This window comes from Pseudomonas sp. Sample_16 (assembly GCF_004307665.1).
Lineage (GTDB): Bacteria > Pseudomonadota > Gammaproteobacteria > Pseudomonadales > Pseudomonadaceae > Aquipseudomonas.
In genome coordinates this window covers 13,933-27,783 of sequence record NZ_RCOB01000199.1, presented here as the reverse complement: position 1 = coordinate 27,783, position 13,851 = coordinate 13,933, and the positions used below count along the sequence as shown (strand labels likewise).

At 59.8% G+C, this 13,851-nt stretch carries 11 protein-coding genes; 9 read left to right on the top strand and 2 right to left on the bottom strand.

Annotated elements, in window-relative coordinates; translation table 11 throughout:
* The 9 genes from D8U69_RS26640 to D8U69_RS26595 all read left to right on the top strand — a co-directional run.
* On the top strand, positions 1–2,923 hold a 2,923-nt coding region (locus D8U69_RS26640), incomplete at its 5' end, for a multidrug efflux RND transporter permease subunit (protein ID WP_130908487.1).
* Between the two features lie 194 nt (positions 2,924–3,117).
* Positions 3,118–3,759 carry a DUF1345 domain-containing protein gene (locus D8U69_RS26630; RefSeq protein ID WP_056852741.1) on the top strand — a complete coding sequence of 214 codons (642 nt, stop codon included), beginning with the start codon at positions 3,118–3,120 and terminating at the stop codon, positions 3,757–3,759.
* A 77-nt stretch (positions 3,760–3,836) separates the two neighbouring features.
* The gene (locus D8U69_RS26625; protein ID WP_130908182.1) at positions 3,837–4,676 is read left to right on the top strand and encodes an AraC family transcriptional regulator; all 840 of its coding nucleotides are present in this window, start codon (positions 3,837–3,839) and stop codon (positions 4,674–4,676) included.
* A 53-nt stretch (positions 4,677–4,729) separates the two neighbouring features.
* Positions 4,730–5,338 (top strand): LysE family translocator, encoded by a 609-nt coding sequence (locus tag D8U69_RS26620; protein WP_130908183.1) that lies wholly within the window; start codon positions 4,730–4,732, stop codon positions 5,336–5,338.
* Positions 5,339–5,470: 132 nt separating this feature from the next.
* Entirely contained in the window at positions 5,471–6,496 is a 1,026-nt protein-coding gene (locus D8U69_RS26615; protein ID WP_130908184.1) for a LacI family DNA-binding transcriptional regulator, read from the top strand.
* Between the two features lie 171 nt (positions 6,497–6,667).
* Positions 6,668–7,450, top strand: coding sequence for a TIM barrel protein (locus D8U69_RS26610; RefSeq protein WP_130905518.1), 783 nt, complete (start codon positions 6,668–6,670; stop codon positions 7,448–7,450).
* Positions 7,443–8,408: a sugar kinase gene (locus D8U69_RS26605; RefSeq protein ID WP_130908185.1), complete on the top strand. Its 966-nt coding sequence runs from the start codon at positions 7,443–7,445 to the stop codon at positions 8,406–8,408. Before D8U69_RS26610 ends, D8U69_RS26605 begins: the two co-directional genes overlap by 8 nt.
* Positions 8,409–8,519: 111 nt before the next feature.
* The gene (locus tag D8U69_RS26600; RefSeq protein ID WP_056852747.1) at positions 8,520–9,812 is read left to right on the top strand and encodes an MFS transporter; all 1,293 of its coding nucleotides are present in this window, start codon (positions 8,520–8,522) and stop codon (positions 9,810–9,812) included.
* Between the two features lie 20 nt (positions 9,813–9,832).
* A complete protein-coding gene (locus tag D8U69_RS26595) occupies positions 9,833–10,810 on the top strand; it encodes a D-glycerate dehydrogenase (protein ID WP_130908186.1) in 978 nt (325 codons plus the stop codon).
* Positions 10,811–11,061: 251 nt separating this feature from the next.
* Here the strand turns inward: D8U69_RS26595 and D8U69_RS26590 are convergent, their stop codons facing one another.
* Both D8U69_RS26590 and D8U69_RS26585 read right to left on the bottom strand, forming a co-directional pair.
* Complete coding sequence (locus tag D8U69_RS26590; RefSeq protein WP_056852749.1) at positions 11,062–11,277, bottom strand: hypothetical protein; 216 nt, start codon at positions 11,275–11,277, stop codon at positions 11,062–11,064.
* Positions 11,278–11,591: 314 nt separating this feature from the next.
* A complete protein-coding gene (locus D8U69_RS26585) occupies positions 11,592–13,793 on the bottom strand; it encodes an autotransporter outer membrane beta-barrel domain-containing protein (protein WP_130908187.1) in 2,202 nt (733 codons plus the stop codon).
* Between the last annotated feature and the right edge of the window lie 58 nt (positions 13,794–13,851).

The following is a 13,851-nucleotide window of genomic DNA, read 5'->3' as shown; positions in this document are numbered from 1 at the left end:
CGATGAAAGCGTGGTCAGCCTGATCGAGGAGGAACTCAACGGCGCCGATCACCTGCTCTACTTCGAATCGCAGAGCAGCCTGGGCAGCGCGACGATCAAGGCAACTTTCCAGCCGGGCACCAACCCCGAGCTGGCGCAGGTCGATGTACAAAACCGCCTGAAGGTGGTCGAGTCGCGTCTGCCGCAAGCGGTCAATCAGCAGGGTTTGCAGGTGGAAAAGGTCTCTTCCGGTTTCCTCTTGCTGATTACCCTGACCTCCAGCGACGGCAAGCTCGATGACGTGGCGCTCAGCGATTATCTGGCGCGCAACGTGATGAACGAGATCAAGCGCCTGGACGGCGTCGGCAAGGCGCAGCTGTATGGCGCCGAACGAGCGATGCGCATCTGGATCGACCCGCAGAAGCTGATCGGTTTCAACCTCACCCCGGCGGATGTCAACGCGGCCATCGTCGCCCAGAACGCCCAGGTCTCGGCCGGCAGCATCGGTGATTTGCCGAGCCGCAGCAGCCAGGAAATCACCGCGACCATTCTGGTCAAAGGCCAGTTATCGACGCCGGAAGAATTCGCCGACATCGTGCTCAAGGCCAATCCCGATGGCTCGACGGTGCGCATCGGCGATGTCGCGCGGGTCGAGATCGGCAGCCAGGAATACCAGTTTTCCACGCGCCTGAACGGCAAGCCGTCGACCGCCGTCGGCGTGCAACTCTCGCCCGGCGCCAATGCCCTCAACACCGCCACCCTGGTGCGGGCGAAGATGGACGAGCTGTCGCGCTACTTCCCGGCGAACGTCGAATACAAGATTCCCTACGACACCTCGCCGTTCGTCAAAGTCTCCATCACCAAAGTGGTCTACACCCTCGGCGAGGCGATGTTGCTGGTGTTCGCCGTGATGTTTCTGTTCCTGCAAAACATCCGCTACACGCTGATCCCGACGCTGGTGGTGCCGGTGGCGCTGATGGGCACCTTTGCGACCATGCTCGCCCTGGGTTTCTCGATCAACGTGCTGACCATGTTTGGCATGGTGCTGGCCATCGGTATCCTGGTCGACGACGCGATTGTGGTGGTGGAGAACGTTGAGCGAATCATGGCCAACGAAGGCCTGTCGCCCAAGGACGCCACGCGCAAAGCCATGAAGCAGATCACCGGGGCGATCATCGGCATCACCCTGGTGCTGGTCGCGGTGTTTATTCCGATGGCATTCATGCAGGGTTCGGTCGGGGTGATCTACCGGCAGTTTTCGCTGTCGATGGCCACCTCGATCCTGTTCTCGGCGTTCCTCGCCCTGACCCTGACCCCGGCGCTGTGCGCGACCCTGCTCAAACCGATCGCCAAGGGTGAGCATCATGAAAAAAGCGGATTCTTTGGCTGGTTCAACCGTCGTTTCGAGCAACTGACCGACCGCTATCAGGGCTGGGTCGCCTATGCCCTCAAACGCACCGGTCGCTATCTGCTGATCTACGGCGTGCTGCTGGTCGGTCTGGGATTGTGCTTCGCGCGCCTGCCCTCTTCGTTTTTGCCGGTGGAAGATCAGGGCTACACCATTACCGACATTCAGTTGCCACCCGGCGCCACCAAGAACCGTACCGTGCAGGTGGCCGAACAGATCGAAGCGCATAACGCCGGTGAGCCGGGTATCGGCGACAGCGTGGTGATTCTCGGTTTCAGCTTCTCCGGTAGCGGGCAGAACGCGGCGCTGGCGTTCTCGACACTCACGGATTGGTCGCAACGTGGCAGCGATGACTCGGCGAGTTCAATTGCCGATCGTGCCAACATCGCCCTGAGCCAGATCAAGGACGCCATGGCCTTCTCTGTGCTGCCGCCTCCGGTGGACGGCCTCGGCACCTCCAGCGGTTTCGAGTTCCGCTTGCAGGATCGCGGCGGCCTCGGCCACGCCACGTTGATGCAGGCCCGCAGCGAGTTGCTGGCGGCCGCCGAAAAGAGCCCGATCCTGATGAACGTGCGCGAAAGCGCCCTGGCCGAAGCGCCGCAGGTGCAATTGATCGTCGACCGCAAACAGGCCAATGCCTTGGGCGTGTCCTTTGCCGACATCGGCAGCGTGCTGTCCACTGCCGTCGGTTCGACCTACATCAACGATTTCCCCAATCAAGGGCGGATGCAACGCGTTGTGGTGCAGGCCGAGGGCGACCAACGCAGTCAGGTTGACGACCTGTTGAAGATCCACGTGCGTAACAACAGCGGAAAAATGGTACCCCTCTCGGCTTTCGTCCAGGCCAAATGGATTCAAGGCCCGGCGCAATTGACCCGCTACAACGGTTACCCGGCAGTAGCCATTTCCGGTGAACCGACACCCGGCCACAGCACCGGCGAAGCCATGGCCGAGATCGAACGGCTGGTGGCATTGGGGCCTGTGGGACTGGGTCAGGAATGGACCGGGCTGTCATTGCAGGAACGCCTTTCCGGCAGCCAGGCACCGATCCTGCTCGGGCTGTCGCTGCTGATCGTGTTCCTGTGCCTGGCGGCGCTGTATGAGAGCTGGTCGATTCCGACGTCGGTGCTGCTGGTGGTGCCGCTGGGTGTGCTCGGTGCGGTGCTGGCGGTAACCCTGCGCGGGATGCCCAACGACGTGTTCTTCAAGGTCGGGTTGATCACCATCATTGGGTTGTCGGCGAAGAACGCGATCCTGATCATCGAATTCGCCAAGAGCCTGTACGACGAAGGCCACGACCTGCTCGACGCCACCTTGCAAGCGGCACGCCTGCGGTTGCGGCCCATCGTGATGACATCGCTGGCATTCATCCTCGGCGTGGTGCCCCTGGCGATCGCCACCGGCGCCAGCTCGGCGAGCCAGCAAGCCATCGGCACCGGGGTCATCGGCGGGATGATCAGCGCGACGTTGGCGGTGCTGTTTGTGCCAGTGTTTTTTGTGGTGGTGATGAAACTGGTGCGTAAACGCCACAAATAAACCTGACCCAACACAAATCCCTGTGGGAGCGGGCTTGCCCGCGATGAAGCCATCACACTCAACATCTATGTTGACTGTAACTCCGCTATCGCGGGCAAGCCCGCTCCCACAGGGATCTCATCGTCTTCGGATTGTGGTCATAACAGACTGCGCTGGGCTAAGGTGTCTGCAATGCCTTGACTCATTGAGCCTCCATGCCCTTCCTCACCCACACGCACCCACGCCTGTCCGCCGCCGCCACCTTTGGTGTCGCGGCCGGGGTCCTTGTTCCGGCCGATTCAATCATCAGCAAAATCCTCATTGGCTGGAACGTCGGGGTCTGGACTTACCTGATTCTGATGTTCTGGCTTGCCGCGCGCTCCAAGGCGGCTGACGTCAAACGCATTGCCGACATCGAAGACGAAAATGCCGGGCTGGTGCTGTTCGTGGTGTGCATTGCGGCGATTGCCAGCCTGGCAACCATTGCCGTCGAACTGGCCGGCAGCAGGGACCTGGAAACCACCCGCAAACTGCTGCATTACGGCTTCACCGCACTGACAGTGGTCGGTTCATGGCTATTGATCGGGGTGATTTTCAGCGTGCATTACGCGCGGCTGTTTTACACCTGGGAAGGCAAGGAGCCAGCACTGCGCTTTGCCGAAGGGCTGACAACGCCCAACTACTGGGACTTTCTGTACTTCTCGTTCACCATCGGCGTGGCGGTGCAGACATCGGATGTTGGCGTGGCGACCCGGGATCTGCGCAAGATCGTGCTGGCGCAGTCGTTGATCGGTTTTCTGTTCAATACCTCGATTCTCGGGTTTTCTATCAATATTGCGGCAGGGCTATTCAATTGATCCCTGCACAAACGTTCTAGTCATGGTCTCCCTCAAAGACGTTAAATGAGCTGTGATTTCCGCCTCGCAGGTGCCGCATGACTTCTCACAACTGGCTCGATCTGGCCCAGGACGCCGACACCGGCATCGAGACCCTGCGCGCGCATTTCGAGGGGCATGCCTATGATCCGCACTGGCATGACAGTTATCTGGTGGGCGTTACCGAGCAAGGGGTGCAGCAGTTCAATTGTCGGCGTGCCAGGCATCAGAGCACGCCGGGCAAGGTGTTTTTGCTGGAACCAGGCGATATTCACGACGGCGATGCGCCGACCGCCGACGGTTTTACCTATCGCATGTTGTACCTCGACCCGCAGTGGTTGCAGCGCGAACTCGGTGCCGTGTTCAACGATGCCCCGGACAACAGCGAGTTGAGTTTCGCCACCACCCTGGCCAATGATTCGCGCCTGGCCCACGCCACCAGCCTTGCCTTTGAGACACTGCACGGTGGTGAACTGAAGATCGTCCGCCAGACCGCTCTCGATGGCTTGCTCGAACGCCTGACCTGCCACCTGCATTGGCGCACTCGCTATGGCGAAGATCCGCGCTTACCCCTGGTTGCGCAAAAGGCTCGGGAATACCTGCACGCCAACGCACAAACGGACATCGGCCTCGACCAACTGGCCGCCGCCACCGGCGTCGACCGCTTTCGCCTGACCCGCGCCTTCAAGGCTGCCTACGGCATCGCGCCCCACGCATACCTGGTGCAATTGCGCCTGGCCACAGCGCGTCGAATGCTTGCCCGAGGCGCACAACCGGCCACGGTGGCAACGACGTTGGGTTTTGCCGACCAGAGTCACCTGGGCCGCTGGTTCGTGCGCGCCTACGGTCTGACGCCGGCGCTGTACCGCAAGCGCTGCTCAAATCTTCCAGACAGATAAACGCCTGGTTGGTGAAGATCACGTTCACTGATCTTCACCGGAGCTAGCCTGCGATGCTGTCCTCTTTTCCGACGTTACTGCCGTTTTTGCTGTTCGCCTTCGTGGCTTCGATCACCCCGGGCCCGACCAACATTCTGGTGCTGAGCAACAGCGCCCGATTCGGCTTGTCCGCCGCTGTTCCGATCATTCTTGGCGCCTGTGCCAGCGCCGCGCTGCTGGTGTTGCTGGTGGGCACGGGCGCCGGGACTACGCTGAGCCAATGGCCGCTGTTGCAAACGCTCATGCAATGGGCCGGCGTGGCGTGGCTGAGTTATCTGGCCTGGCAAATCTTCCGCGCCCCTGCCGTGTCAATTGCCTGCGAGAATGCCGAAAAGCGCCTGGGCCTGCTGGGCGCGGCGAGCCTGCAATGGATCAACCCGAAAACCTGGATGATGGCCCTGGCGGTGGTCAGTGTGTTTGCCGGCACCGGTGAAAACCGCTTGGCGCGTGTGCTGACGCTGTCGCTGGCGTTTTTTTTGATATCGCTGCCGTGTCTCGGCGCTTGGGCTTTGCTTGGCGCCGGTTCCGCACGCTGGTTGCGCTCACCTCCTGCCATGCAACGCTTCAACCGCTGCATGGGCCTGTTGTTGCTGGGTTCAGCTTGGTTGAGCCTGCTGAGCTGAGCGCCATCGGTCGGCTTTTGTCGGACTGTGACTCATCGAACACTTGACGACAGATTCAATTTTGGTGTCTTCTGAAACCGGTTTCAGCGCTATGCGCTCAGCCTTATAAATCCAATAAGAAGGTTTCAGACCGTGAATGATTTCTCCGCCGCCCAGCGCAGCCGCGTGACCATGCTCGACGTGGCCGAACACGCCAAGGTCTCCAAGGCCAGCGTTTCGCGGTTCATCGGCGAAGACCGCGCCCTGCTTTCCGACGCCATTGCCCGGCGCATCGAACAGTCGATTGCCGAACTGGGCTATCGGCCGAACCAGATGGCCCGTGGCCTCAAACGTGGGCGCACCCGTCTTATCGGCATGCTGGTGGCCGATATTCGCAACCCTTATTCAATCGCCGTGATGCACGGGGTAGAAACCGCCTGCCGAAAGCACGGCTACAGCCTGGTGGTGTGCAACACCGACCGCGACGACGAGCAGGAACGCCAGCACCTGGCCCTGCTGCGCTCGTACAACATCGAAGGTCTGATCGTGAACACCCTCGGCCATCACCGCGACGAACTGCATGAACTGCACCGGGAAATGCCCATGGTGCTGGTGGATCGCAAAGTCGAAAACCTGGACAGCGACATCGTCGGCCTGGATAACCCGGCGGCCGTCGAAATGGCCCTCACACACCTTGAAGAACGCGGCTACCGCGATGTGTTGATGGTGACTGAACCGTTTGACGGCACCAGTTCGCGGATTGAGCGGGTCAGCAGTTTCAAGGCGCAAATCGCCCTGCGCCCGGCCCTTCAAGGCAGCATTATCGAAACCGGCAGCGAACTGACCGAACAGCTCAAAACCTTCCTCGGCACAACCGGCCCCGGCCCGAAAGCGCTGTTTTGCGCGAACGGTATTGCGGCGTTGGCCAGTACCCATGCGCTGCGCGAGTTGCAGTGTGATCTGTTTAACGACGTCGGCCTGATTGCGCTGGATGATCTGGATTGGTACCCGTTGGTGGGTAGCGGGATTACGGCCCTCGCGCAGCCGACCACCGAGATTGGCGCCAGCGCGTTTGAGTGTTTGCACAAGCGCTTGCGTGGGGATGACGGGGCGGTGCGGACCCTGGATTTTTCGGCGCGGTTGATTGTGCGGGGGTCGACCCTTGGGAATTTGGGTTGACTGTGATGGCCTCATCGCTGGCAAGCCAGCTCCCACAGGGGACATGTGTCGAACACAAATTTGATATCCAGCACAAATCCTGTGGGAGCTGGCTTGCCAGCGATGAGGCCCTGAAGGTCACCCACTATTTTTTTGAACAAAAATGAAACCGGTTTCAGAGGTAGAAAAACAATGAACAAACCCGCCGTTTCCATCAGCCTTTCCAGCTACGGCGCCGATCTGGTGCGCCAGCGCGGCCAAGGCAGTTTCATTGCCGTACTGGCCGCCGCCGGGGCCACGCGCATCGAATGGCGTGAAGAGCTGCTGACCTTTGAGAACCCCGCACACCTGGCCGACGCGACTCGGGCCGAGGGCCTGGAAAGCGTCTATTCCTCGCCCATGGAATTGTGGCTGGCCGGCCAATCCAAGCCCAATCCGCAACTGATCACCGCGTTGCAACGTGCCCAGGCGTTTGGCGCCAAATGGCTGAAAGTGTCGCTGGGTTATTTCACCGACAACAGCGATTTGCACAGCCTTGCCCGGACACTCGGCGAACACCCGGTGCAATTGCTGGTGGAAAACGACCAGACCTTGCACGGTGGCCGCATCGAACCGTTCCAGCGTTTCTTCAATGAAGTCGAGCAACACACGCTGCCGATCAAAATGACCTTCGATATCGGCAACTGGCAGTGGCAGGACCAGTCCGCCACCAACGCGGCCCGGTTGCTCGGTCGTCACGTCGGTTATGTGCATTGCAAAGCCGTCATGCGCCGCGCCGACGGCAAACTGGTCGCCATCCCGCCCGCCGCCAGCGACCTGCAACAGTGGGAACAGTTGCTGCGGCACATGGCCCACGGCGTCATGCGCGCTGTCGAATACCCGCTGCAAGGCGAGGACCTGGTGCAACTGACCTCCGAACACGTCAGCGCCCTCGCCCACCTCGGCCAATCGTCGCTGGAGAACGCCCATGTCTGAGATCGATATCCTCTCGTTCGGCGAAACCATGGCGATGTTCGTCGCCGAGCAAACCGGCGACCTGGCCAGCGTCAGCGCTTTCCATAAACGCATTGCCGGGGCGGACAGCAATGTCGCCATTGGCCTGTCGCGCCTGGGTTTCAACGTGGCATGGCTGAGCCGGGTCGGCGCCGATTCACTGGGCCACTTCGTGATCGACACGCTGGAGAAAGAAGGCCTGGATTGCCGTCACGTCGACATCGACCCCGCGCACCCCACCGGTTTCCAGCTCAAGTCGCGCACCGACGATGGCAGTGATCCTGTGGTCGAGTACTTTCGCCGTGGCTCGGCGGCCAGTCACCTGTCGCCGCACTCGATCGTTCCCGACTTGCTCGAGGCACGGCATCTGCACGCCACCGGCATTCCTCCGGCGCTGTCGGAAACGGCGCGGCAGATGTCGTTCGAGCTGATGACCGGCATGCGCGAAGCCGGGCGCAGCGTGTCGTTCGACCCCAATCTGCGCCCGAGCCTGTGGGCCAGCGAGCAGCAGATGATCACCGAGATCAACCGCCTCGCCGCCCTCGCCCATTGGGTGCTACCGGGACTGAGCGAAGGTCGCCTGCTCACAGGTTTCGAAGACCCGGCCGACATCGCCGCCTTCTACCTTGATCAGGGGGTCGAAGCCGTCGCGATCAAACTGGGGCCGCATGGCGCCTATTACCGCACGCATCTTGATCAAGGCTTCGTTGCCGGTATGCCGGTGCAAACCGTGGTCGACACGGTCGGTGCCGGCGACGGATTCGCCGTCGGCATGATCAGCGCGCTCCTGGAAAACCACAGCTTTGCCGACGCCGTGCAACGGGCCAACTGGATTGGCAGCCGCGCGGTGCAGAGTCGGGGGGATATGGAAGGGTTACCCACCAGAGCCGAGATGGATATTGTTCGTTCCCACGCTCCTGCGTGGGAACGCAGCCTCTGACGCTCTGCGTCACGGGGACGCGGAGCGTCCCTTGAGGCATTCCCACGCCGAGCGTGGGAACGATCACCGTTACCTGCTGCGACAAAAACAACAAGCTCAGGAGCACCACCCATGAAAACCGCAACGCTCGCCACCCGCCGCTGGTGGTACATCATGCCAATCGTGTTCATCACCTACAGCCTGGCGTACCTGGACCGCGCCAACTACGGTTTCGCCGCCGCCTCCGGGATGGCCGCCGACTTGATGATCACGCCGGGCCTGTCGTCGATGCTCGGCGCGCTGTTCTTCCTTGGCTACTTCTTCTTCCAGGTGCCGGGGGCGATCTACGCGCAGAAACACAGCGTGAAGAAACTGATTTTCGTCAGCCTGATCCTCTGGGGCAGCCTCGCGACGTTGACCGGCATTGTCTCCAACGCTTACTGGCTGATCGTCATCCGCTTCATGCTCGGCGTGGTCGAAGCCGCGGTGATGCCGGCGATGCTGATCTACCTGTGCCACTGGTTCACCCGCGCCGAACGCTCGCGGGCCAACACCTTCCTGATCCTCGGCAACCCGGTGACCATGCTGTGGATGTCAGTGGTCTCCGGTTATCTGGTGCAGCATTACAGCTGGCGCTGGATGTTCATCATCGAAGGCCTGCCGGCGGTGCTCTGGGCCTTCATCTGGTGGCGTCTGGCCGATGATCGTCCGTCCCAGGCCAAGTGGCTCAATGATCAGGAAAAGCACGATCTGGAAAGCGCACTGGCAGCCGAACAGGTCGGCATCAAGGCCGTGAAGAACTACGCCGAAGCGTTTCGCTCGCCGAAAGTGATCCTCCTGGCGCTGCAGTTTTTCTGCTGGAGCATCGGTGTCTACGGTTTCGTCTTGTGGCTGCCGTCGATCCTCAAGGCCGGCGCGCAAATGGACATGGTCGAGGCCGGCTGGCTGTCAGCGTTGCCCTATCTGGCGGCGGTGATCGGCATGCTGCTGGTGTCCTGGGGGTCGGACAAACTGCAAAAACGCAAACGCTTCGTCTGGCCACCGCTGCTGATCGCCTCGATTGCCTTTTACGGTTCCTACGCGCTGGGTGCCGAACATTTCTGGTGGTCGTACACCCTGCTGGTGATTGCCGGGGCCTGTATGTACGCGCCGTACGGTCCTTTCTTCGCGATCATCCCGGAAATCCTCCCGGCCAACGTCGCCGGCGGCGCCATGGCGTTGATCAACAGCATGGGCGCACTGGGTTCGTTTGGCGGCTCTTATCTGGTCGGTTACCTGAACAGCGCCACCGGTTCGCCCGGCGCCTCGTACTTGCTGATGAGCGGCGCGCTGATGTTCTCGGTGGTGCTGACCATTTTGCTCAAACCCGGTGCCAGCGACCGGGAGCGGCCCGCAGTAACGCGCCCCCTCAGCGCTCAATCCTGAATTCAATTGAGAACATGAAGATGAAAAAGCAGGTCGTTCTGTACAAGAAACTCTCGCCCCAGCTGATGGCTCGTCTGCAGGCGCACACCGACGTGACGCTGATCGAAAGCCTGGACGCCGAAGGCCTGGCCAAACTGCGCGACGCCCTGCCCCGTGCCCACGGTTTGCTCGGCGCCAGCCTGAAGCTGGATGCCGAGCTGCTGGACCTGGCACCCAATCTGCAAGCCATCGCCAGCGTCTCGGTGGGCGTCGACAACTACGACATCGACTACCTGACCGAGCGGCGCATCCTGCTCAGCAATACGCCGGACGTGCTTACCGAAACCACCGCCGACACCGGTTTCGCGCTGATTCTGGCCACCGCCCGGCGCGTGGTGGAACTGGCCAACATGGTTCGTTCAGGGCAATGGAAACGCAACATCGGCCCGGCGCATTTCGGCAGCGACGTGCACGGTAAAACCCTCGGCATCATCGGCATGGGCCGCATCGGCGAAGCCCTGGCCCAGCGCGGACACTTCGGCTTCGGCATGCCGGTGATCTACCACAGCCACTCGCCGAAACCGGCAGTCGAACAACGCTTCAATGCGCAATACCGAAGCCTGAGCGAACTGTTGCAGCAAGCGGATTTCATCTGCCTGACGCTGCCACTGACCGCTGAAACCAAAGGGATGATTGGCGCAGAACAGTTCGCGCTGATGCGCCCGGAAAGCATCTTCATCAACATTTCACGGGGCAAGGTTGTCGATGAGGCAGCGTTGATCGATGCGTTGCGTACGGGGCAGATTCGCGCGGCGGGGCTGGATGTGTTCGAGCGTGAACCACTTGATCAGGACTCGCCGTTGCTGCAATTGAGCAATGTGGTGGCAACCCCGCACATCGGCTCGGCCACCCATGAGACTCGGGAGGCAATGGCCCGGTGTGCGGTGGACAATTTGCTGGCGGCGCTGGTAGGTGAGCGGCCGGGGAATTTGGTGAACGGCGGCGCGTGGAAGGATTGAGGGATTCCCTGTTCTTCAGGTCGCCATTGCGAGCAACTCGCTCCTACAGTTTCAGTGGAATTCACAGATCTCGAGTTCACCACCGATTACTGTAGGAGTAAGCGAGCGCGCGATTGCGCCGACAGACACTCGACGTAGTGCTGAACAAACAGCCCGGCCTGATGTACATCGACCATTTCGGAGAACTGGCATCCACCATGCGATCCGATACCATTTGCCTAAGGAAACTACGTCGTTTAACCGGAATGTTCTCAGCCACTATTAAGACTCTTCAATCGAGCCAACCCCTGTTTTATATGACCCGCATTATCACCAATCGCCTCAAGCGCCCCTCGAATATTTCCACCAACCTCATCGGAACCACGCTGTTCGACCCAGAGTGTCAGCTCCATCAATGCTGCCTCCAAAGCCAATTGGTTGTGGTAAATTCTTTCAAGGACCTCTGGTAATAAATATTTTTCCGTCATGTTTTCGACTCCTTCGAAAAAATCAAAATTAGCAGCAGAACGGCTAGTGAAATAACCTCCTAGGTGTTGAAATTAAATTGCTAGTGGTCAACAGAACCTATTCGGTATTTCGATGTTTTTTGAATTGAAATTTTGAGTGAATCGCCTTCCATAGAAGGCAAAAAATAGAATCTTTTCATTTCGGCTCCGTTTCGTTCACAACAAATAAACATCGGTCAACTGCATTCAGTGTCTGCATAAGATAAGCATTGTGATCGCCAACCTGAACGGAACTAGCCGATTAAAGAGAGTGACTTTTGTCCACCTACGTATGATCACCAGCTATAGCGCAACCCTACATTGGCTCCCCACGGTTGGTCGATTTTGTTGCCATTGCTGTAATCGAAATCAGCATGGATCGACACCTTGTCGCTCAGCGACACGGCCACGCCGGCGCCCAACTCTCCACGGGAGCCCGACAGATCGTTGTTGAAGGTGTTGTTGTTGACCTTTACTTCGTTGTTGTTGGCGAACTCGTGTACATAGGCAGCGCGGATGTAGGGCTGCACTGTCTTGTCATCCCACTGGAAGTTACGCCCGGCGGTTGCCCCGGCCTTGGCCAGCAACGAATGGGTGCGATCGCCTTCAGCGGACAGGCCGTTATCCAGGTCGTAATCCTTGCCCTGAATAATCACGCCCGACAGTTGGGTGAAGGGTTCGACGAAATAATCGTCAGCCAGTTTGATGTGTCGACCGAACTCCAGGGAGGCACCGACGCCATGGCTGTCGTAATTGCCCTTGGTCTTTTTGCCATCACTCAGGTGCACATCGGACTCGTTCTGGAACCGGTTGAACTTGAGCACGCCGTCGAAGTAGTAACCGCTCGGCTCATCCAGCCAGGTGGTGTAGGCGCCCAGGTAGTAACTGTCGATGGTGCCGCTGGTGCCACGGCTCAAGTCCAGGTCGGACTTGCTGTAACCGCCCAACACACCCACCAGCCATTGCCCGTCACCGAGCGGCAACGGCGCATCGGCACCGAACGACAGGCCCTGCTGAACTTGCCGGTAAGCGACGCCCGAACTGGCATCCACGTCGAATTTATTGCCATAGGCGCGAATCCAGCCACCGGCTTTGCCATGATCCATGCGCACTTCGCCCATGCGGCTGCGCAAAGTGCTGAGCTCTCCATACCAGGCGGTCGGCGCCGCGTTGAACAGCGCGATCACCGATTGGGTGCCCGGGCTGATGCTGCGCGTGAGGGTATCGAGGTACCAGTCAGTGCTGCTCAGTTTCACCAGGTCATAGGAGAACGCCCCCAGGTCCACCGCACCACCGGCCAGCGTGAACGTGGCATCACCGCCACCGATGTGCACCACCGGAGTCGAGCCGGCGGCCAAGGGTTCCGAGCCACTGGCATCAATCGATACAGTGTGGTTGCCGGTGGCATTGCCGCTCACCGTCAGCGTGTCTACCTGCCCAGTGTTGAAGTCAGTGTGCATGGCGAACGTACCGCCGCTGCCCGACAGCGTTTGCACATTCAAGTTGAAGTATTCGCCGGGATTGCCAAACTGGATGGTGCCGCCATTCATGTCCAGGTTTTGCACCGAACCGTCGCCGAGCATCACCCAGCGTGCGTTGCTGTTGACGCCCAGGTTCTGCACGTTCTGCAAACGACCGGTCAGGGTCGCGGAATCTTCCAGCACGACGTTGGCCGTGCTGCCGCTTTCGGCGACGATATCGCCAACCAGCGTACTGTTGCCCACTCGCAGATTGGCTTCAGCGCCCCTGACAACATTCATCAGGATGCCGTTGCTCGCCGATAACGTAGAACCGTTGAGCACCGCGATGTTGGCCTTCGACGTGCCCGCAGTGCCGCGACCCACGAGGATCGCCGAACCATTGAGTCCGACAACGTCGGTATCGTTTAACACCAGCGTACTGTTGGCATCGATTCCCAGATCAACGTCGATGTTGATGCCGTTGACGTTGCCGGTGATGGTGCTGCCATTGGCCTGGACGGTACCACTGAACACACGCAAACCATTGGCGAGGGTGCCGGTACCGGAAAGCGTCGAATGATTAAGCGTCAGGCTGCTCAACGCGTTCACGGTAGCCCCCGCGCTCTCGCCGGTAATGTGGCTGTCACTGACAATTGCAGTGGAACCTTGCGTCCCCGCCGAGTCGCGACTGATCGCCAAACCTGTCCGACTATTTTCGATCGTGCTTCCAGTGATGGTCGCCGTACCGGCGTTCAAATGCACGCCATTGTTACCGGCTCCGTCAACCCGGGTGCCATTGAGGTTCAGCGTGGATTGGTTGACGGAGATATCAAAGGTCTGGCCGCCGTTGCTGTTCAAGGTCGATCCACCGTTCAACACGTAATTGTCGGGAGCGGTGGTGCCATCGATGTCCAACACCTCACCTGGGATTAAAACCCTTGCATACCCGATATCACTGATCAGCAACAATGGGGTGACAGATAACAGTTTTAAAACGCGGGACAGCGGATGCAGCTTGAACAATTTGACCGTCGACATATACACACCATTGGCGAACAAAAGTTGGAAAGCCGCGCATGCTAGAAAACAGCCCCTC

What these genes read in the sequence shown, in the direction of transcription:
- D8U69_RS26620 (WP_130908183.1), top strand. Translation starts at nt 4,730, where the DNA reads ATGCTGTCCTCTTTTCCGACGTTACTGCCGTTTTTGCTGTTCGCCTTC.
- D8U69_RS26600 (WP_056852747.1), top strand. Translation starts at nt 8,520, where the DNA reads ATGAAAACCGCAACGCTCGCCACCCGCCGCTGGTGGTACATCATGCCA.
- D8U69_RS26630 (WP_056852741.1), top strand. Translation starts at nt 3,118, where the DNA reads ATGCCCTTCCTCACCCACACGCACCCACGCCTGTCCGCCGCCGCCACC.
- D8U69_RS26590 (WP_056852749.1), bottom strand. Translation starts at nt 11,277, where the DNA reads ATGACGGAAAAATATTTATTACCAGAGGTCCTTGAAAGAATTTACCAC.
- D8U69_RS26610 (WP_130905518.1), top strand. Translation starts at nt 6,668, where the DNA reads ATGAACAAACCCGCCGTTTCCATCAGCCTTTCCAGCTACGGCGCCGAT.
- D8U69_RS26605 (WP_130908185.1), top strand. Translation starts at nt 7,443, where the DNA reads ATGTCTGAGATCGATATCCTCTCGTTCGGCGAAACCATGGCGATGTTC.
- D8U69_RS26595 (WP_130908186.1), top strand. Translation starts at nt 9,833, where the DNA reads ATGAAAAAGCAGGTCGTTCTGTACAAGAAACTCTCGCCCCAGCTGATG.
- D8U69_RS26585 (WP_130908187.1), bottom strand. Translation starts at nt 13,793, where the DNA reads ATGTCGACGGTCAAATTGTTCAAGCTGCATCCGCTGTCCCGCGTTTTA.
- D8U69_RS26625 (WP_130908182.1), top strand. Translation starts at nt 3,837, where the DNA reads ATGACTTCTCACAACTGGCTCGATCTGGCCCAGGACGCCGACACCGGC.